This is a genomic window from Carboxylicivirga fragile, assembly GCF_050589805.1.
Classification (GTDB): Bacteria; Bacteroidota; Bacteroidia; order Bacteroidales; family Marinilabiliaceae; genus Carboxylicivirga; species Carboxylicivirga fragile.
In genome coordinates this window covers 24,924-44,825 of the sequence record NZ_JBNGOY010000033.1, presented here as the reverse complement: position 1 = coordinate 44,825, position 19,902 = coordinate 24,924, and the positions used below count along the sequence as shown (strand labels likewise).

At 36.9% G+C, this 19,902-nt stretch carries 14 protein-coding genes and 3 tRNA genes; 7 read left to right on the top strand and 10 right to left on the bottom strand.

Annotation, left to right across the window (positions count from 1 at the left end; translation table 11 throughout):
* Positions 1-2: 2 nt before the first annotated feature.
* From ispF to porU, 3 genes are all read right to left on the bottom strand, one after another.
* Entirely contained in the window at positions 3-482 is a 480-nt protein-coding gene (gene ispF, locus ACRD7B_RS14910) for a 2-C-methyl-D-erythritol 2,4-cyclodiphosphate synthase (RefSeq protein ID WP_430825372.1), read from the bottom strand.
* 19 nt (positions 483-501) lie between these two features.
* Positions 502-1,596, bottom strand: coding sequence for a type IX secretion system outer membrane channel protein PorV (gene porV / locus ACRD7B_RS14905; RefSeq protein WP_430825371.1), 1,095 nt, complete (start codon positions 1,594-1,596; stop codon positions 502-504).
* A gap of 202 nt (positions 1,597-1,798) precedes the next feature.
* Complete coding sequence (gene porU / locus ACRD7B_RS14900) at positions 1,799-5,575, bottom strand: type IX secretion system sortase PorU (RefSeq protein WP_430825370.1); 3,777 nt, start codon at positions 5,573-5,575, stop codon at positions 1,799-1,801.
* 335 nt (positions 5,576-5,910) lie between these two features.
* Between porU and ACRD7B_RS14895 the strand changes: the two genes are divergently transcribed.
* The gene (locus ACRD7B_RS14895; RefSeq protein WP_430825369.1) at positions 5,911-7,416 is read left to right on the top strand and encodes an SUMF1/EgtB/PvdO family nonheme iron enzyme; all 1,506 of its coding nucleotides are present in this window, start codon (positions 5,911-5,913) and stop codon (positions 7,414-7,416) included.
* Between the two features lie 98 nt (positions 7,417-7,514).
* Complete coding sequence (locus tag ACRD7B_RS14890) at positions 7,515-8,810, top strand: UDP-N-acetylmuramoyl-tripeptide--D-alanyl-D-alanine ligase (protein ID WP_430825367.1); 1,296 nt, start codon at positions 7,515-7,517, stop codon at positions 8,808-8,810.
* A 6-nt stretch (positions 8,811-8,816) separates the two neighbouring features.
* On the opposite strand, the gene ACRD7B_RS14885 is transcribed toward ACRD7B_RS14890, so the two are convergent.
* The 5 genes from ACRD7B_RS14885 to ACRD7B_RS14865 all read right to left on the bottom strand — a co-directional run bounded on the left by ACRD7B_RS14885 (position 8,817) and on the right by ACRD7B_RS14865 (position 14,295).
* Positions 8,817-9,851: a glycosyltransferase family 2 protein gene (locus ACRD7B_RS14885; RefSeq protein ID WP_430825366.1), complete on the bottom strand. Its 1,035-nt coding sequence runs from the start codon at positions 9,849-9,851 to the stop codon at positions 8,817-8,819.
* Between the two features lie 4 nt (positions 9,852-9,855).
* Positions 9,856-10,752, bottom strand: coding sequence for a lysophospholipid acyltransferase family protein (locus tag ACRD7B_RS14880; RefSeq protein WP_430825365.1), 897 nt, complete (start codon positions 10,750-10,752; stop codon positions 9,856-9,858).
* On the bottom strand, positions 10,752-11,543 hold the full coding sequence (locus ACRD7B_RS14875; protein WP_430825364.1) for an inositol monophosphatase family protein: 792 nt from the start codon (positions 11,541-11,543) through the stop codon (positions 10,752-10,754). Before ACRD7B_RS14875 ends, ACRD7B_RS14880 begins: the two co-directional genes overlap by 1 nt.
* A gap of 2 nt (positions 11,544-11,545) precedes the next feature.
* Entirely contained in the window at positions 11,546-12,868 is a 1,323-nt protein-coding gene (mtaB, locus tag ACRD7B_RS14870; protein ID WP_430825363.1) for a tRNA (N(6)-L-threonylcarbamoyladenosine(37)-C(2))-methylthiotransferase MtaB, read from the bottom strand.
* A gap of 107 nt (positions 12,869-12,975) precedes the next feature.
* Complete coding sequence (locus ACRD7B_RS14865) at positions 12,976-14,295, bottom strand: PhoH family protein (RefSeq protein ID WP_430825362.1); 1,320 nt, start codon at positions 14,293-14,295, stop codon at positions 12,976-12,978.
* 81 nt (positions 14,296-14,376) lie between these two features.
* Between ACRD7B_RS14865 and ACRD7B_RS14860 the strand changes: the two genes are divergently transcribed.
* The 5 genes from ACRD7B_RS14860 to ACRD7B_RS14840 all read left to right on the top strand — a co-directional run bounded on the left by ACRD7B_RS14860 (position 14,377) and on the right by ACRD7B_RS14840 (position 16,895).
* Positions 14,377-15,681, top strand: a complete 1,305-nt coding sequence (locus ACRD7B_RS14860; RefSeq protein ID WP_430825361.1) for a bifunctional folylpolyglutamate synthase/dihydrofolate synthase — start codon at positions 14,377-14,379, stop codon at positions 15,679-15,681.
* 63 nt (positions 15,682-15,744) lie between these two features.
* Positions 15,745-15,819 (top strand) — tRNA-Val (locus ACRD7B_RS14855).
* A 63-nt stretch (positions 15,820-15,882) separates the two neighbouring features.
* A tRNA-Val gene (locus ACRD7B_RS14850) sits at positions 15,883-15,957 on the top strand.
* A gap of 61 nt (positions 15,958-16,018) precedes the next feature.
* Positions 16,019-16,093 (top strand) — tRNA-Val (locus ACRD7B_RS14845).
* 157 nt (positions 16,094-16,250) lie between these two features.
* Positions 16,251-16,895, top strand: a complete 645-nt coding sequence (locus ACRD7B_RS14840) for a redox-sensing transcriptional repressor Rex (protein ID WP_430825360.1) — start codon at positions 16,251-16,253, stop codon at positions 16,893-16,895.
* Here ACRD7B_RS14840 and ACRD7B_RS14835 read toward each other — a convergent pair.
* Entirely contained in the window at positions 16,892-18,253 is a 1,362-nt protein-coding gene (locus ACRD7B_RS14835) for a sensor histidine kinase (RefSeq protein ID WP_430825359.1), read from the bottom strand. The genes ACRD7B_RS14840 and ACRD7B_RS14835 overlap by 4 nt on opposite strands.
* On the bottom strand, positions 18,243-19,619 hold the full coding sequence (locus ACRD7B_RS14830; RefSeq protein ID WP_430825357.1) for a sigma-54-dependent transcriptional regulator: 1,377 nt from the start codon (positions 19,617-19,619) through the stop codon (positions 18,243-18,245). Before ACRD7B_RS14830 ends, ACRD7B_RS14835 begins: the two co-directional genes overlap by 11 nt.
* Positions 19,620-19,902 lie beyond the last annotated feature (283 nt).

The following is a 19,902-nucleotide window of genomic DNA, read 5'->3' as shown; positions in this document are numbered from 1 at the left end:
ATCTAGGTTTTTGAAATGAGTACTGTTGCATAGGCAGATATTCCAGCTTCGGTGCCTACGAATCCTAATTTTTCAGTTGTGGTAGCTTTGATGGCAATGTCTTCAATGGCAATGTTCATTGTTTCTGCCAATGTTGTTTGCATTGCAGGTATTAGATCTTTTAGTTTGGGTTGCTGCAAGGCAATGGTGGAATCAATGTTACCCACCTCAAAACCTTTATCTCTAAGTAAAGCAATGGTTTTAGCTAAAAGAATCTTGCTGTCGATTCCTTTCAATGTTGGATCATTGTCAGGAAAATGGAAGCCAATGTCGCGTATGTTTGCTGCACCAAGTAAGGCATCACAGATGGCGTGTATTAACACATCGCCATCTGAATGTCCTATGCTTCCTTTATGATGTTCTATTTTTATGCCGCCAATCCATAACTCTTCTCCTTCTCCAAGTTTATGGACATCGTAGCCAAAACCAACTCGTATATTCATTGGTAATTATTGTTTTTTCTTAACGACGTTTTCTTCCTCCACTCATTTCGCTTAGGTCGAAAGAAAGGGTGAAACGCATTGTATTAGCCAAAGGGTTATTTTGTACCAAAGGAATAATATACGATGCATCTAATTGAAACATGTTAAATTTTAAACCAGCACCTGCTGAAGCAAACTTGCGGTTTCCAAGGCTTTCATCTTCATGGAAGTAACCAGCTCTAATGGCAAATTGCTTGTCGTACCAATATTCAGCACCTAATGAAAAGGTTATTTTGTTAAGTTCACTTGCCTTTTCACCTTCTGTGCCATCTTCGTTAATGTTTTCAATTGCGGGAGTTAAAAGCCTATTTCCGTCTAAAGCAAAACTTACGGAGTTGTATTTATCTAATTCCATGAACCAACCAACACCCAATTTAAGATTGGTTGGTAACGACATTTTATTGACTCCGTCGTAACTCATCTTTGAGCCTAAGTTGGACAAATTAATACCTGCAGAAAATTCAGCATCGTTGCGATCGATTTTAACAGGTGTTTTAAAATAGAATGCAACATCAGCAGCAAAAGCATCTCCAGCTTGAATGTTACCACCGTCAGAATATCCATTAGAAATGTCAGAACGAATATACCTGAAAGCAACAGCACCAGATAGTTTTTTTGACAGCGCTCTTGAGTAGGCTGCATCCAAGGCAAATTCATTAGGGTTACCAGTAGCAAGTGTATTTCCTTGTTCATCATTAAAAGTAATGCTCCCCATCGAGAAATAGCGTAATGAAGCACTCACTGTTGACATTTTATCAATTCGATAATAGAATGAGGTATAATACATGTTGATGTCGTTCACCAACTTTCTGAGCCAAGGAGTAAATGAAAGTGATACGCCCATGTCGCTATCTATAAACGCGTATTTAGCTGGGTTTAGGGCTTGAGAATTCATGTCAGGTGATGTTGCAACACCAGCATCTCCCATACCTCCTGCTCTTGACTCCGGCATAATATTTAAAAATGGAGCTGCCGTATTAACCACTTGTCCATCATCTTGTGCCAACAGAGAAAGTTGACTTAAAAATAAGCTTAAGAGTAGTGCCCCAACTTTCAATCCTATACTCTTCTTCATATTCAATAGTTTTTTTGTTTTCAAATTTAGTTGTTCTTGTTGTAATACAGATTTGGGTTGTATTAGCGATAATTTTAGTTGTCTAAACTCCTTAAAACGTCACTTGATGAATTTTATTATCCCAGATAATATAAAATGTAAACTTTACAAGTTACGTAGTTTTCATAAAAACTATATAAGGAACTGCAAAAATTGATAAATATTATTTAATAATCAGGATTTTTTCAGATAATCTTCCAATTTGTCCATCTTCAGCGGTAACATCACAAGTAAGGATATATAAACCATTAATGATTTGCTTGGGAAGTTGAATTTGTATTGGAGTAATCGAATTGCCAAATGAAGGCACTTGTTTGTCAATGGAGCTGATGATTCTGCCATCCAATGTGTACAGCGATGTTGTTGTTCGTAACATTGAATTTGGAGCATCATGCTCAAAATATATTTCTAAGGTATTCCCAATTTTAACCGGATTAGGACGTAATGATATTTTTTCAATGTTTAAAGTGCTGCTTGCTTCAACGTTGAAAACAATTTCTTTTGTTGATGAATTGTTTAAGTTATCCCAGGCTTTATGCTCAATTATATGCCTTCCCTCTTCCATTTTTGGTAACTGGTATTTGAGACTTCCTTTTTTGTAGTCGTTCTTTTCAGAAATGTAGAATGAATTTAAGTTAATGGTTTTTGATCTGTCGCCATTAATTATTAATGAAAGATCATGTCCAATACCTACACCACTTGTATTGATCCCACTTTCGTCTTCCAACTCAATGTGTAGAATAGGATTGGTGCCTGTTGTTCCTCCTGAGCTAAATGAGGGATTATTTAACCACATGTTTATTTCTGGCCCTTTGGTGTCATTTGGAGGATTTGAGGATATACCACCAACTTTTATTTGATTGTTAGCACCAAATGCTTCAATACCATTTTTATCAGATGCATAATAACTAATCCTTCCGAAATCAACATTGAATCGAATATCCTTGGGTATGATAAACGATGTTTCAAAACTATTGTTTTGAGCATCAACCTGGCCTTTGAATATTCTATTTTGATAGACTTCATACTCGAATGGAGTTGCGCCGCCATTGCCCAGCGTCTTAACCATTACAGGCTTGTCAAATACACTTATTTCAACGGTCCCATCACTAAACACTTGATTGCCGTCACCAATTACTCCTTCAACCGTATTTTTAGTAAAGGCTTTAAGCGTATCTTGTTTTTCAGAGTCTATTTCACCGTTAATCTTTAAGTTTCTAATTTCTTCGGATGGATAAGCTAGTTGTAAAGCAGGATCGCCAAGTAGAGTGAATTGAACTTTGTTTACTGAACTTAGTGATTTGTTTTTAGTTTGACGAATAATATCTCCAAGGCGTAACTTGTTTCCTTCTTCGTCATGTTCAAATATGAAATCGTATAAATTATTATTGATGTTATAATTAGAGTTTGACCATGCTATTCTTGTTGTAGTGAAAAGGGCAATTCCTCCTCCATTAGGGGTTTTTAAAACAATCTCACCAGCTGTTCCATCTTCATAGTTTTTGTCGTCATAACGGCTGAACTCGCAGGTTGCAGTAACAAAGATAGGTAAGCGATCAAAATTGGACATGGAAACAATTTCAGGAATTGTTAGGATGTGTTCATGCGCCAATACTTTTTCACCTCCATGACCTGTGTAATTGAAAATTAATGCCCCATCCGAAAAGTTGTGTTGGATAGCTGCATTAACATCAGGATACCTATCTCCTGATGCAGTAATGTTTTTTTTGTAAGCGTCAGAATATATTTTCTCGGTGCTGAACTGTGGGTAGTTAGATGCAACTTTTTGTGTTAAACGATCAGCATCTCGCATGTGGAGATTGTTATCCCCATCATCTGCAACAAACATAATTTTTGACTTCCATGAACCTAGATAATTGCTGAATAAGTATGTTTCAATTTTATCAACTACAGTAGTTGCTTCTTCAACTGTACCAACTGGAAGTCTTCCAATTCCAATGTCAAGTTTGTTAGTAAGAATATTTTCTCCTTCATCATTATCAAGGAATCCATAGTAATCATCGGAGCAATAAGTAGCAGAGATATTGATCGAATTAACAGATTGATAAGTTAGAATGAAATTTGAGTTTGATTCACTGTAGTCGCGATTGTCGTAGGAGCCATCACCAAACAATAAAAGATATTTAAATTGTTCATTGTCTTTGTTGTAAAGGAAACGTGCAAAATCACGAATAGCGCTTACATCAGCTTGTCCAGATGAAAATTCATTATAAACCTGTTCAGGCGTCACAATTAATGTTTTAAGGCCAGTTTTTCGTTGGTGTAATTCAGCAAGGCGTTCTGCTTGACCAAGAAAGATAGGGTGCGAAACTATCAGCATTTCAGGTACCGCGTTGCCACGCAGATTTTGATTACTAATGTTTTTTACAAATGTTGGTTGAGGAAGGCTTGCGTCAGTGTTAAAAACAGCAAATTCTTTTAAGTTGGATGTTTCCGTTGTAATGCCTTTTCTGTCAGAATACGTTTCTACTTTTAACTTAATAGGAGAGACATGATTGCTAATGTCCCAAACAACTGATTTGTTAGAAAGTTGTTCTATATAAAAACGCGAAATGTTACCTAGGCCAGTAAGATCATTGTTGCGAAATAATAAATTACCCGTGTTTTGAAGGTTTTCTTTAGAGTTAAGAGTGATGAAATTTAAGTTTCCAAAGGCACCCGAGGCCATTGTATGGTAACTTAGTTTTATGTTGATGTTTTTATCATTTGAATCGAATTCAGTTTTATTGGTGCCTGCATGTGCTATGCTACCAGTCGAATCTTCGTAACGAACTGGCGGTATGCTGATGCTCTGGATTGGTGTGCCATTAGCGTGCGTTTCAAAATGTGAACTTTGATTCGAATGGCCTATTACACTCGTAAGTATTTTAACAGGTTTACTTGTAATAATATTATCGAATTTGAAATTATACTCACGCTCTTGTGCCGGGTATAGATCCAGGCCATACCAAGTTCGACCCGAGTGTAAGAGGTTGCGGGCTTCTAATTCATAATAGTCATAGCTATCAAATTCGGATGTCTCGTGGGTAAATGAGTCATGAGATTCACTACTTGCTTCCACACGTATGCCAACGCCATTATCATCAGAAAGGTAGTAATAAGCTTCATCTACATAGTCATGAAGTTGGTGTTGAAACATGTCGTTGGATTGATTGTACTCCCATGTAATTGGACCCTGGGCATAAAAGTAGATAGCATTATTTTCGTGAAGCGTTGCATTCTCGGTTAGATCTTCAAGCCTTTCAATGCTGTTTGATTTAGGAAGCATATTTCCGCCATTCCCAAATACATTAACCTTACTTCCATCACTAAATCCCCAGGAATTTAAAACAGAGTATGGGATTGTATAAATGCCCGATTTGTCAATAGATATTTTTATCCACTTGCCTTGAGCAAGAATTGAGTTTTCTATCGTTTTTGATGATTTTTTACTTTTGAAGTTCGATTTTGAAGACTCGCTAGGAGGTATGGTAACATGTAAAGAATATTGAGTTATTTTTTTTAAGAGTTGCAACTTCTCATCAAAAGATATTGGCGTTAATTCTATTTCAAGTGAGGTCGATTTGCGATCTTGAACCTTGTATTTAGTAATGTTATTGAACGAATAGTTAATTGCAGAATTGATAATGTCTTGTTCAAAAGGGTTGAACAAAGAACTATTATTAATTCTCAAATCAATTTTGATGCTGTCGATGTTGCCAGAGTAATCATTTAGTGGAATCTGATAAGTGATGACAGGCAATTGAGTGTTGCCGTTCCAACCCGATTGCTGATCAAATTCAAGACGTACGGGAAACTCTGAATTATTAGTTTGACTTATGGCTTTCCAATCAATGGTTTCATTAATATGGTGAACTTGAGCCTCACCAATGTTTATTGAAAGGATTAAAAAAGATAATATATATAATAATTTGCTCATGTTTTTTTACTGTTTATAACTAACGTCAAAACTTGTGAATAGTTTACTATCAGTGTGTTTTCGCGTTTAATTGTTGCAACTTCACTTATCTTTCTCTGTAAAAAACGGAAAAATAACTCATTCAGTACAAGAAATTTTTATCTTTAACGTTTTAAATGTGTAAAAATTGCACATTTGAATGGATTTGCGAATAAAGAAAAAAATAGAATGAAAAAGGCGACTTTCGTATAACCTTTTTTTATTTTTGCAGTATAACGAATGCAGTTGCACTCCTGTTTAATGGTTGCATCATTAAAGCTAAATAATTGAAATATAGATTACAATACCATAACGCTATGAGATTTAATACCGGAATTTTACTGGCTGTTTTTGCAATAAGTTTATTGTCCTTATCATCATGTGGTGGTAGTAAGGGAGGAAACAAGTCAGCATCATCAACAACAGGTTGGGAATACAATACTACTGATAATGGTGGTTTTGAGTACAACGCAGGTTACGAACAGGAAACAGGACCAGGATTGGTTTTTGTTGAGGGTGGTACCTTCATTATGGGACGTGTAGAACAAGACGTTCTTTATGAATGGAACAATGCACCTCGCCGTGTTACTGTGCCTTCATTCTATATGGATGAAACTGAGGTTAGAAATGTTGATTATCGTGAGTATTTATTTTGGATTACTCGTGTGTTCATGGATTATCCTGAGGTTTATCGTAAGGCATTGCCTGATACACTTGTTTGGCGCCGTCCAATGGCCTACAATGAGCCTTTGGTAGAAAATTACTTACGCCACCCTGCGTATTCAGAATATCCGGTAGTAGGTGTTAATCACATTCAAGCTCAGGATTATTGTAAATGGCGTACCGACCGTGTTAATGAAATGATATTGGTTGAACAAGGCATTTTAGAATTAGACGTTAATCAACAAAACGAAAATAACTTTAATACCGAGGCTTATTTATACGGACAGTACGAAGGTATACCCGGTAAAGATCCAATGGAAGACTTAAATCCAAATAACGAGACTCGTAGAGTTCGTTGGGATGATGGTCTATTATTACCTAAGTACCGACTACCAACTGAAGCTGAGTGGGAATATGCTGCCTTAGGTTTGATTGGTAACTCCTATGATGAGCGTATGACGAATCGTCGTATCTATCCTTGGGATGGTCATATTACACGTAATGCTGATAAGAAAGAGCGCGGTAAGATGATGGCCAACTTCGTAAGAGGTAGTGGTGATATGATGGGTATGGCCGGTGACTTAAATGATGGTGGTGATGTAACTGTTGATGTTCGTTCATATTATGCCAACGATTATGGTTTATACTGTATGGCTGGTAATGTTAATGAGTGGGTTGCTGATGTTTATCGTTCATTGTCTTTTGATGAAATGGATGAATTTAGCCCATATCGCGGTAATGTATTTCAACAAAAAGTACTTGACGAAGAAGGTTATATTGTAGAGAAAGATAGTTTAGGACGTATTCGTTACAGAACCGAAGAAGATAAAGATATTATGAGTCGTAAGAATTACCGTACGGCTGACAATAGAAACTATCAAGATGGTGATGCGATTACCAATATCTCAGAAAGTGGTTCAGATTGGACAACTTCAGAATCTAATACATCAGCTATGTATTCGGGAGCTAAAAATAGTAGCTTAGGAAGTTTAGTTACTGATAGATCTCGAGTTTATAAAGGTGGAGGTTGGAGAGACCGTGCGTATTGGTTAGCACCTGGTGCTCGTCGTTTCCTTGATGAAAGAGAAAGTCGCGATGATTTAGGTTTCAGATGTGCAATGACGCGCGTTGGAAGTCCTATGCAAGGCAAAGGTAAATAGTAAGGAATTTAATATTTCAATATAATGAGAGGTTGACTTTATAAGTCAACCTCTTTTTTTATTTTTGTTTTTTTATAGTTAATACCAAAACAAGTCAAATGAGTCAGCTCGAAGATATTTATAAGGCATTTTTACAGAGTTCCAGCATATCTACAGATAGTCGTAAATGCGAGAAAAATTCCATGTTTGTGGCACTTAAAGGAGATCGCTTTGATGGTAATAAATATGTGAAGGATGTACTCGCTAAGGGTGCTGCATTTGCCATTGCTAGTGACCAATCACTTGTTGGTATGGATAATGTATTTGTGGTTGATGATACCCTCGAAACACTTCAAGCCTTGGCAAATCACCATAGGCGAAAATTAAATATTCCTATCATTGCTATTACAGGAACCAATGGAAAAACAACGACCAAAGAACTGTTGGCTGCCGTATTATCTAAGAAATATAGAATTAAGGCAACGGCTGGTAATTTTAATAATCACATCGGAGTTCCTTTAACATTGTTATCAATGGATGAAAATGTGGAGCTTGGAGTCGTTGAAATGGGAGCCAATCATGTGAATGAAATAGACTTGTTGTGTGAGATTGCTGAGCCAAATTATGGTTTGATAACTAATGTGGGTAAAGCACACCTTGAAGGTTTTGGTTCGTTTGAAGGGGTTCGCAAAGCCAAGGGAGAGATGTATGATTACATAGCTTCAAAGAATGGTTTAATTTTCATAAATCGAGGTAATGCGTATTTAATGGAGATGGCTGAAGAGGTTGATCGGCGTTTTTACTATGGCAAAAATGGTATTGTGCAAGCATCGCTTACTGCAGTTAATCCATTTGTTTCACTCGATTGGGAGCTTGAGGATGAGGGCTTGCTAAGTAATGTTGATACGAAACTTATTGGTGGTTATAATCTGGAGAATATTTTGGCTGCGATAGCTGTAGGATCTTATTTTAAGGTGGAGAAATATGAGATTAATAAAGCTATAGCTGATTATACACCAAGCAATAATCGTTCGCAATTTATTAAGACTAAAAATAATCGAATTATTATGGATGCCTATAATGCCAACCCATCAAGTATGGAAGTGGCATTAGAAAATTTTAATGAAATTGAAGAAGCGAATAAGGTGATTGTGATTGGTGGAATGAAAGAGATGGGGGAGGATTCCAATGCTGAACATGCGAAATTGCTTTCTTTGATTCAATCTGGTAATTATGAGAAAGTAATCTTAATTGGTGAAGAGTTTAATGATAATGCATTAACTCCAAATATGAGGTTGTTTCCAGATAATAAGAGTCTGATTTTAAGTTTGCAGAGCGAGAAGTTAAGCGATTCCTATATTCTTATTAAAGGATCGAGAAGTAATAAATTAGAAGAGATTCTTCCATATCTGTAAAAATAGCTATTTCAGGTGAAAGTGTTTAAGTTCACTGAAGCGTCTTAATTTCTTTAGGTAAAATGCCCAAATAATACTTTGAGGGTAGATTTCTTTGTGATTATTATGTGTGCGCAAAGGCTTTAGACTGCGTCTTTTTTTAATGCTTTGAGGTAATCGTGAATAGAATGACATGTGAGCTGAAAAAACGGCTTTAAAGTGTCTGAATTCGCCTTTTATTAAAAAGTGTAAGGCAGCAACTCCATCCAATATCATTCTTAGAAATAATATGGTGAATAATTTCCAGGATGGTAGGTTTTTAACAAGCATCACTAAATTATTTCTGAAATTCAGAAATGTTTTTCGGGGGTGTTGCATGTCGAGTGTAGCACCCCCAACATGCAGGACTTCAGACTTGGGGCACACTTTGATATCATAACCCCTATTTTTGATGCGCCAGCAAAGATCAATTTCTTCCATGTGAGCAAAAAACGATTCGTCTAAACCGCCAACTTCATGGTATAGTTTAGCTCGAATCATAAGTGCTGCTCCAGTAGCCCAAAAAACGGGTAGCTCCTCATTGTACTGTCCCTTGTCTTCTTCAATTTCATTAAGAATGCGACCACGGCAAAAGGGGTATCCAAAGAGATCAATGTATCCTCCTGATGCTCCTGCGTATTCAAACATAGTGGGTTGTTTCTGAGCTCTGATTTTGGGCATGCAAGCTGCAAGTTTTTCATCAGAGTCCATTGCGGATATTAATGGTAATAACCAGCCTTTCTCAGGTGCAATATCACTATTTAGCAAGAGGAAATAATCAGCATCAATTTCTTTAAGTGCTTTGTTATAGCCGCCAGCAAAACCGTAGTTTTTATCTAAGGTAATGGTTCTGATAAAAGGGAATACGTCATTAATAAATGCCAAGCTGTCGTCGCTTGAAGCATTATCAGCTACGATAATTTCAACATCTGAATGACTGGAATTTTGTATTACAACAGGAAGGAATTCTTCCAATAAATGACGCCCATTCCAGTTAAGTATAACTACAGCTGTTTTGCTCATGCATTTAATTGTTAGCGTCAGTTTTTATTACTCTTTGTTTTGAATATTTCCATCGCTTATGCGACCAGAGCCAATACTCTGGCTTGTCAATAATAACAGACTCAAGGTGTTTAATGTATAGATCAGTTATTTCATTTTCAGCGGAGGAAGCACTGTCTTCCATTAAAGGGATAATATCAATTTCGTAATAGCCCCTTTTTATTTTTCTCATGTTTACATATACAACAGGCGATTTCGTCAGTTTTGCCATTTTTTCAGGGCCTGTTAATACGGCTGTATTCTGGTTAAGGAATTGGGTCCAATATTGAATTTCAGGTAGTCCTGGGGACTGATCCGCAACCAAACCTATAAAAAAACGTTCGTTTTTTCTTTTTAATTTGATAACCTCTTTAAAGGTTGATCTCATATTGAAATTAACCGTGCCCCATTTGCTTCTTAGGCGGAGCATGTATCTATCAAAATACTTATTTTTAAGCGGACGATAAACATTTACACCTGTTGCTTTAATGTGTAATTTCATGCTAGGGAACCATTCCCAATTGCCATAATGCGCTGTTACTCCAATTATGTCTTTGCCATTATCGTAACATTGATGGACGTACTCAAAATTATTTAGTTTTACCCGTCGACGCATTTCTTTCTCCGACATGTTTTGAATTTTGATGGTTTCGAAGAATAAGTCGCATAAATGGCTATAAAACTTCAGTCTAATTGACCTGATTTCCTCCGCGCTTTTATCAGGGAATGAGTAGCGAAGGTTTTCATTGATAACAGTTCTTCTGTAGCCTATCAATCGAATGATGTGGCAGAATAAATTGGAAAAAATGTATAATACTCTTAATGGAAGTAAGCTTACTAGCCAGAGAAGTCCAATTATTATATAATTAAAGATCGCTTGCATTATTTTGTCATTATTTGATTCACTATTGTACTAAATTCTTCAAAGGTAGCATTATTTGAAGCAACAATTTCTTTGCCGAAGAGGTAATTATTTTCTTTTGTGAAATCACATACCTGGCCACCGGCTTGTTGCACAAGAAATGCTCCTGCTGCCACATCCCATGGTTTAAGGTCGTATTCGTAAAAGGAATCGAGTCGGCCACAAGCAACGTATGCTAAATCGGTTGCTGCTGAGCCTAGTCGTCGTATGCCGTGTGAGTTTTCCATGAAGTAGGTGAGCGATTTCAGAAAAGCTTCCATGCGCGAATAGTTACTGTAGGGAAATCCGGTAGCAATCAGGCTGTCGGAAACGGTTTTTGCATTTGATACCTTTATTCGACTTTTGTTTAAATAGGCATTGCCTCCCTTCCAGGAATAGAAACATTCGTTGAGTCCCATTTCATACACCACGCCAACAACCGTTTCACCCTTTTCTTGCAGAGCAATACTAATTGCAAATGGTGCCAAACCATGAATGAAATTGGTAGTGCCATCGATGGGATCAACTATCCAATTATATGTGTCGCCTTTTTGTGTTTTAGTTCCTTCTTCAACTATAAAACCTGCATCTGGCAATAAAGCTTGTAGCTGTTCTACGATCAGTTCTTCCGAAGCCTTGTCTACATGAGTAACAAAATCATTTAGCCCTTTTGTTTCAATATTAAGTTGAGCTTTTTCGCGTTCTTGCTTGATGAAGCCTCCTGTGGTTTTGGCAATGCGACAGACTTCTTGACAAATTTCTTCGTAATTCATACTTAGATTTCTAGCGGGGTTGAGGTGATGCACATATCGTCGAGAGACAGATTTTTAAATTTGACTGTTACCAGCTTGTTCACCAATGCTTCATCGTATTTAATTTCAGCTTTAATGTAGTTGGATGAATAGCCTGACATATAGCCATTGTTTTCGGCTTTTTCGAAAAGAATAGTAGCTTCTTGCCCAATGTGCTTTTTATAAAAAGCCTTTGTTTTTTTGTCGGATAGCTGGTGTAAAATTTTACTTCTCTCTTTTCGAACTCCAATGGGAACGACATCATCAATTTTTAAAGCTTGTGTGTTGGGGCGCTCCGAGTAGGTAAAGACGTGTAGTTGAGTGATGTCCAAATTTTTTAATAAGAGTTTTGTTGTTTCAAAGTCTTTGTTTGACTCACCGCGCACCCCAACTATTACATCAACTCCAATAAATGCAGATGGAATTATTTGCTTAATGGTATTTATCTTTGATTTAAAGAGTTGTGTGTCATATTTGCGCTTCATAAGTTTTAGTATCTTATCAGATCCTGATTGGAGCGGAATGTGAAAATGTGGCATGAAACGCTTTGATTGGGCAACAAATTCAATTATTTCATCCGTTAATAAATTGGGCTCGATGGATGAAATTCGGAAGCGTTCGATGGTTTCTATTTTATCCAACTCTTTAATTAAGTCGAGAAATGATTCCTTGTTTTCTTTACCAAAATCGCCAATATTTACACCTGTTAAGATAATTTCTTTAGCACCTGCATTAGCTGCTTGTTGCGCCTGTTTTAGCGTGTTTTCAATTGTGTCGCTACGGCTCCTGCCACGCGCAAATGGAATGGTGCAATAGGAGCAATAATAATCACAACCATCCTGAACTTTCAAGAAACATCTTGTTCGGTCGCCAAATGAATAAGATGGTTGAAAGTTTTTATTGGTTCTTATTTCTCCAGCATGAATTTGTGGTTGATTTTGCTTGTCACAACTGTTCATGAACTCAAGGATGTCAAATTTTTCATTTGAACCAAGCACCAGGTCAACGCCTTCTATATTTGAAACATCTTCGGGTTTTAACTGAGCAAAACAGCCGGTCACCACAATAAAGGCATCTGGGTTTTGGCGGATGGCTTTTTTAATGACTTGTTTGCATTTTTTATCAGCTAGTTCGGTAACTGAGCAGGTGTTAAAGACATAGACATCGGCCGATTCAGAAAGGTTGACTTTCGTAAATCCAGCTTCCATCATCGATCTAGCAACCGTTGATGTTTCGCTAAAATTTAATTTACAACCAAATGTGTGGAACGCAACTTTCTTGTTTTCAAATACCGACTGATCAATCATGCACCAAATTATTTAAGGCTGCAAAATTAGGAAAAAGTCGTTGAAATATGATGAGAGAAGGGAATAATCGAGCTTAGAAAAGGATATCTAAGCTCGAGCTTAGTGTTTTATAATAAATTGGACGCTAATTCTGCTAAATAACTTCTTTCGCCTTTGACCAGATTAATATGTGCAAAAATATCCTGCCCTCGCATCTTATCGGTCAGATAGGCAAGCCCGTTAGATGTCATGTCCAGATATGGAGAATCAATTTGTTGAACATCGCCAGTGAATATCATCTTAGTGCCTTCTCCAGCACGTGTAATTATTGTTTTTACTTCATGGGGTGTTAGGTTTTGAGCTTCATCCACAATGAAAAAAGCATCGGAAAGGCTTCGCCCACGAATATAAGCTAAGGGCGTAATGAGTAATTGCTCGTTTTTAAGCATTTCATCTAAACGGTTTATTTCTTTGCTCGATGATTTAAATCGACTTTTAATTACTCCCAAATTATCGAATAGCGGTTGCATGTATGGGCCAATTTTGTCGTTTACATCACCAGGTAGGAAACCTAAGTCCTTGTTGGCAAGCGGTACAATTGGTCGAGCCAAAAGTATCTGGCTATACATTTTATTTTGTTGCAAGGCCGCGGCAAGTGCCAATAATGTTTTTCCGGTACCGGCCTTTCCCGATAAGGAAACAAGGCGGATTTCCGGATTTAACAAAGCATCCAATGAGAAGGTTTGTTCTGCGTTGCGAGGTTCTATTCCATAGGCGCTGTGTTTCTCTACGCGTTTTATTAAGCCGCTGGCAACATCGTTAAATGCAAGAACGCTTTGGTTACCATTTCTTAAAACAAAGTATTGATTGGGTGGTAAATCCTCATCGGAAGGAAACTCTGTAACAGGTATGCCCTGATGCTGATAAAGGGCTTCGATTAGTTGCTTGTCAAAGTCTTCATGAATGGCAACACCATGGCTTAGTACATCGATGTCTTTGACCTTATCGTTTTCGTAATCCTCCGAATTTAGGCCTAGCGATTTTGCTTTAAGACGAAGGTTAATGTCCTTCGTTATTAGTGTTGTTTGGCGTCTTGGGAATTTTGATTTTACATGAAGTGTGATGGCGAGGATTCGATGATCTGCTGTGTTTTCACTGAACGATTCCTTCATTACTTCGGGGCTTGGTTTGCCTGTTGTTACAAATAGTTTACCTAGCCCACTTCCTAATTTAATACCTTCATTAAATAACTTTTCGCCAGCTAATTTGTCAAGATCGCGTGCAAATTCTCGGGCTTGAAAGTTAATTAAATCATTTCCTTTTTTGAATTTATCTAGTTCTTCAAGAACAACTATTGGAATTATAACATCATTTTCCTGAAAGTTGTATATACATTTGTGGTCATGTAAAAGAACATTGGTGTCGAGGATAAAAATCTTTTTAGCCATATTAGTAAGGTTATGTGTTTAACTAAAGATACATAAAAAAAGCCTTGAAAGTACCGATGTCATTGATAATTTTAGAAAGAAATGAAGGGGTATAAAGAAACTTTGGATTTTTTATTTGGGCAGTTGCCAATGTATCAGCGAGTAGGAAAAGCTGCGTATAAGGCAGATTTGTTCACAACTCAGGAGCTTGATCGTTATTTTAGGCATCCCCATACAAGCTATAAAACAATTCATGTAGCAGGAACAAATGGTAAAGGTTCAGTGTCGCATTGTTTAGCTTCCGTTTTGCAGAAGGCCGGTTATAAAGTAGGTTTGTATACATCGCCTCATTTAAAGGATTTTAGAGAGCGTATTAGGGTTGATGGACAAATGATCACTGAAGAGGCTGTGGTAGGTTTTGTGAATGATCATCAATCAATTATTGAAGAATTAGAGCCTTCATTTTTTGAGATGTCAGTAGCAATGGCCTTGCAATATTTCAAGGAAGAGAAAGTTGATGTGGCAGTTGTGGAAGTTGGGATGGGAGGACGCTTAGATTCGACCAATATTATTCAGCCAGAATTATCAATTATTACTAATATTGGTCTTGATCATACAGGCTTTTTAGGAACAGATATAACATCAATAGCTGGTGAAAAGGCAGGAATTATTAAGTCAGAAATTCCTGTGGTTATTGGGGAAACGCATCCTGAATCAAAGGAGGTTTTTGAGGCCATAGCCAAAGAAAAGGGTGCAAACTTGTATTTTGCTGATAAAGTTTACGAAATTCCTTATGCTACCAATTCAATCGATAACCGTCAGGTGTTTCAAGTATATGAGAATGGAGAAGTTGTTTATGAAAACCTGAAACTTGACTTGTTAGGCATTTATCAGCAAAAAAATGTGGTAACCGTATTGTCTGCCATTAATCTTCTTAATGAGGGTGGTTTTGCAATTAGTAAAAAGCATTTGTATGAAGGCTTGAATAATGTTGTTGGATCAACAGGTTTGCTTGGGCGTTGGCAAATATTGGATAATAATCCGTTGATCGTTTGTGATACAGGTCATAACGCGGAAGGTGTTAAGCAAATTGTGGATCAGCTTAAGTTAACACCTCATAAGCAACTGCACATTGTGATAGGAATGGTTGACGATAAAGACCATGCCGCTGTTATGAGTCTTTTACCAGATGGAGCTAAATATTATTTTACAAAAGCAGCGATTCCTCGAAGTATGAAGCCTGATAAATTAGCTATAATGGCCAAAGAATATGGATTAATGGGCGATATTTATTTAAATCCTTTGGAAGCATTGGGTGCTGCTCGAAAAAATGCTGGCTTTAATGATTTGATATTCATCGGTGGTAGTACTTTTATTGTGGCTGATGTATTAGAAAACTGCAATTAATATTTGCAGGAGATAAAAAAGAGATATACATTTGCATCGCTTTTCAGGAGAAATCTTAGAAAAGGGCGATTAGCTCAGTTGGTTTAGAGCACTTGGTTTACACCCAAGGGGTCGGGGGTTCGACTCCCTCATCGCCCACTAGCAATTTGATGAAATTGTTTTTTAAAAGTAATTATTGGAATATAACCTGATAATAAATCAGGGCGATTAGCTCAGTTGGTTTAGAGCACTTGGTTTACACCCAAGGGGTCGGGGGTTCGACTCCCTCATCGCCCACTAACAATTTATTAAAATTGTTTTATACGTTATTATTGGATTATTACCTGATAATAAATCAGGGCGATTAGCTCAGTTGGTTTAGAGCACTTGGTTTACACCCAAGGGGTCGGGGGTTCGACTCCCTCATCGCCCACTTTAATAAAAGCTTCCATGTTTTGGAAGCTTTTTGTATTTACCCCTCTAGGATTCTTAATTAAATAAAGTAAATTAGGGAAGTTTTATGCAGTAGTCACTTACTCATTCAAAAACTTACTTTACATTTGTATTAATTAAATCAGAAAATTAACACCATGCCATCAGTAAATCGCAAAAAAAACAATTTGGTTCCTGAGCCAGCTCTTCGTCGAATGCCATGTTATTTGGCATATCTTAAATTGGCTCAAAGAGATGGTTTAAAACATATCTCTTCAACATTGATTGCTCGTGATATGGGAGTTGATCCAACACAAGTAACAAAAGATTTATCTTATACTACAATTGTTGGTAAAACGCGTGTTGGTTATGAGGTTGATCTATTGATTGATGTACTTGAGGAGTTTTTGGGCTTTACGGTTATTGATGAGGCTTATCTGTTTGGTGTTGGTAGTTTGGGTAAAGCCTTACTGCACGATCATGGCTTAAAGCAATTTGGTTTAAAGGTTGTGGCAGCGTTTGATGTCGACCCTGAAGTGGTTGGTAAAACCATTGAAGGTGTTCCTATATATCATTTCGATGAATTGAGTCGCATGCAGAATCAAGGTGTTCGAATTGGTATCTTGACTGTGCCAGTAGATAAAGCTCAGGATGTTGCTATGCGCTTGGTTGATGTTGGTATAAAAGCATTATGGAATTTTACTCCAGTTCGTATAAAGGTAAGTGAAGATGTAGTTGTTCAAAATACATCACTATATGCGCACTTGGCGGTTATGTTTAACCGTTTGAAGTCAAACGGCTAAAACGTTAAAGTAAATTTAGTTTCTTTCTCTACCTCCGAATAGGCTGTGATGTTTCCGCCATGCAGCCTTAATATTTGTTTCGATAAACTTAAGCCAATGCCCGATCCTTGAGGTTTGGTGGTGAAGAAAGGGATAAATATTTTATCGAGTACATTTGGTAGTATTCCCTGTCCATTGTCAATCACTTGAATGGTGATGCGTCCACGTTTGTTGAGGAATGCTTTTAATATGATTTCCGCATTCTCTTGTTCGCTTAGCGCTTGAATAGCATTTTTAACCAGGTTAATAATTACTTGCTCAATCAACTTTTCATCGGCGGACAATTCCAAAGTTTGTGGCTCAATTATTACCTTGCAATCAATCTTTTTCGATTTTAAATCTTCGGCATGTAATCCCCTAATGTTGTTTAGTAATCTGCTGATAGGGAATATCGAAAAAGTTGGTGTTGGTATCTTTGTTAAGTTGCGATAAGTGTTCACAAAGTGCATTAAACCATCAGTTCGCTTATGAATTGTTTCAAGTGCTCCCTTAATTTCATCAATGGTTTCCAGATCATCACTAGGTATGTCTTTCTCTTTAAGGTTTTCTGAAAGATCCTTTAATATAAGAGTAATGGTTGATGAGAGTGATGAAATAGGTGTGATTGAATTCATTATTTCGTGTGTTAAAACACGAATCAGTTTCTGCCACGATTCCATTTCTTTTTCTTCCAGTTCATCTTGTATGTTTTTTATGGAAGTCAGAAGAATGGTGCGATTGTGAATTTTAAACTCTGTCGAATAAATGGCCAATTGTAATAGCTCATCCTTCTCTTGGACTCTAATAAGAGTGTTTTCGCCATGGTTGATGCTCAATAGTTTTTGAACCAGTTCAGGACTAAAATCTTTTAAGGATTGGATGTTGTTAAGAGATCTAACCTGAAAAAGCTTTTTGGTGGCATTGTTGATTAGTTCTACTTTTCCATCCTTGCTATAAGCAATTAGTGCTATCCCAATGTGTTGAATAACCGTTTGTAAATAGTAATAGTTTTCCTCCTTCTCAGCTCTTACTTCTTGAAAATCTTTAATTACTTCATTAAATGACTTCTTAAGTTTGTCAAATGATGAGTCTAAGCTTTCAACCTGAAAAGTTCTTGTAAAATCGGAATAGCGAATGGATTCAAGAAAATTGTTTAATACGCGATTGGTCCGATCTACATAATGAATCATGGCGAAAATTTGAAAGGCAATAAGCAGGCCAATCAAAACCAAAGTCATCGTTAGTTCTGTTGTGAAATATAAATAGAAAAAAGCGAAAATAGAACCCGCCAGAAGCAAGGTTCTAATGATAAAATTAATTCGAAACTTATTATAAACCATGTTTTTCCAATCTACGATAAAGCGAAGTTCTGGTGAGTCCCAAATCAGCAGCTGCTTTAGATACGTTTCCTCTGTTTAAACGTAATACTTTTTCAATGATTTGTTTTTCAATATCCTCTAAATGGTAGGTGTCAAATTCAAAACCTTCCGAATTACTTGGGAGAGAAGATAATTGAAAATCTGCCTCATCAAGGTTGGCGGAATCACTCATGATTACTGTGCGTTCTACGATGTGCTGAAATTCACGAACGTTACCAGGCCATGGGTAATTAGTGAGTTTTTTAATGATTTTTGAAGAAAGCTTGTTAACTTTTTTCTTGTATTTTTTTGAGAATATTGATAAAAAGTGATCTGCTAAAACAGGAATATCTTCTGGACGTTCTCGCAAAGGTGGCAGTTCTACTTCAACTGTATTTATGCGGTAAATTAAATCTTGTCTGTAAGTATCTTCACTCGCCATTTGTTTTAAATTCATGTTAGTCGCACAAATTAAACGTATGTCGATTGGGATTGGCTTATTTGCCCCTACACGTGTTACTTCTCGACGTTCTAACACTGTTAGTAGCTTGGCTTGAAGAGGTAGGGAAAGGTTGCCAATTTCATCTAAAAATAATGTACCGCCCGATGCCATTTCAAATCGTCCTGGGCGATCAGCTTTTGCATCTGTAAAGGCACCTTTTACGTGGCCAAATAATTCGCTCTCAAATAATGATTCGCTGAGAGCTCCAAGGTCAACACTTATAAATGTTTCGTCTTTTCTTAAGGAATTACGGTGTAAAGCACGTGCTACTAATTCTTTACCTGTTCCGTTTTCGCCAAGTATAAGTACATTAGCATCTGTTTGAGCTACTTTTTTGATTGTGGTAAATACATTTTGCATCCCCGGTGAAACACCAATGAAATCGGCAAAAGGCTGGTCGAGAATGGTGTTCATCTCGCGCTGTTTAGTCTTTAGCTCTTTAACTTCTTGACGAGATTGGCGCAGCTTGATGGCTGATGACACCGTGGCAAGAAGTTTTTCGTTTTGCCAAGGCTTTAATATGAAATCAGTAGCTCCGGCCTTAATTGCCTTAACTGATTTTTCAACGTCGCCATAGGCAGTAATAAATAATACTACTGCAGTTGGATCAATTTCTAATATTTTCTCTAGCCAATTAAAACCTTCTTGCCCACTAATGGCATCTTTGGTGAAATTCATATCAAGCAGAATAACATCAAAGGTTTCGTCAGCCATTAAAGCTGGTATTTTTGTTGGATCTGTTGAGGTAACTATATGTTCAGTATGTGGTTTCAGCAAAAGTTTAAGAGCAAATAAGATATCCGCGTTATCATCAATGGCTAATATTCGACCCGATTTTTGTGTCATGTGTTAAAGTTTTGTTTAAATATACCACATTAAAAGGTAAATGGAACTAAAAAATGTTCGTTAACGAACGTTTTTTGAATAATCAAAAAGAGTGCCGTTTTGGTAATTAGCTTGATTATAAGGGTTTAATGATAATGGCATAAAAAGTGACATAGTATTAATCGTAATGTAGTAGTATTGGGTTATTCATTGAATTAGTAATATTTGATTAATGGTCGTAATATTAGTTAGTTACGATTATTTTTGGGATTGGGAGGCGTATGATTATCTTCCTCAATGGGGT

Coding starts and splice junctions, on each gene's coding strand:
- ispF (WP_430825372.1), bottom strand. CDS start 482: ATGAATATACGAGTTGGTTTTGGCTACGATGTCCATAAACTTGGAGAA.
- porV (WP_430825371.1), bottom strand. CDS start 1,596: ATGAAGAAGAGTATAGGATTGAAAGTTGGGGCACTACTCTTAAGCTTA.
- porU (WP_430825370.1), bottom strand. CDS start 5,575: ATGAGCAAATTATTATATATATTATCTTTTTTAATCCTTTCAATAAAC.
- ACRD7B_RS14895 (WP_430825369.1), top strand. CDS start 5,911: ATGAGATTTAATACCGGAATTTTACTGGCTGTTTTTGCAATAAGTTTA.
- ACRD7B_RS14890 (WP_430825367.1), top strand. CDS start 7,515: ATGAGTCAGCTCGAAGATATTTATAAGGCATTTTTACAGAGTTCCAGC.
- ACRD7B_RS14885 (WP_430825366.1), bottom strand. CDS start 9,851: ATGAGCAAAACAGCTGTAGTTATACTTAACTGGAATGGGCGTCATTTA.
- ACRD7B_RS14880 (WP_430825365.1), bottom strand. CDS start 10,752: ATGCAAGCGATCTTTAATTATATAATAATTGGACTTCTCTGGCTAGTA.
- ACRD7B_RS14875 (WP_430825364.1), bottom strand. CDS start 11,543: ATGAATTACGAAGAAATTTGTCAAGAAGTCTGTCGCATTGCCAAAACC.
- mtaB (WP_430825363.1), bottom strand. CDS start 12,868: ATGATTGATCAGTCGGTATTTGAAAACAAGAAAGTTGCGTTCCACACA.
- ACRD7B_RS14865 (WP_430825362.1), bottom strand. CDS start 14,295: ATGGCTAAAAAGATTTTTATCCTCGACACCAATGTTCTTTTACATGAC.
- ACRD7B_RS14860 (WP_430825361.1), top strand. CDS start 14,377: ATGAAGGGGTATAAAGAAACTTTGGATTTTTTATTTGGGCAGTTGCCA.
- ACRD7B_RS14840 (WP_430825360.1), top strand. CDS start 16,251: ATGCCATCAGTAAATCGCAAAAAAAACAATTTGGTTCCTGAGCCAGCT.
- ACRD7B_RS14835 (WP_430825359.1), bottom strand. CDS start 18,253: ATGGTTTATAATAAGTTTCGAATTAATTTTATCATTAGAACCTTGCTT.
- ACRD7B_RS14830 (WP_430825357.1), bottom strand. CDS start 19,619: ATGACACAAAAATCGGGTCGAATATTAGCCATTGATGATAACGCGGAT.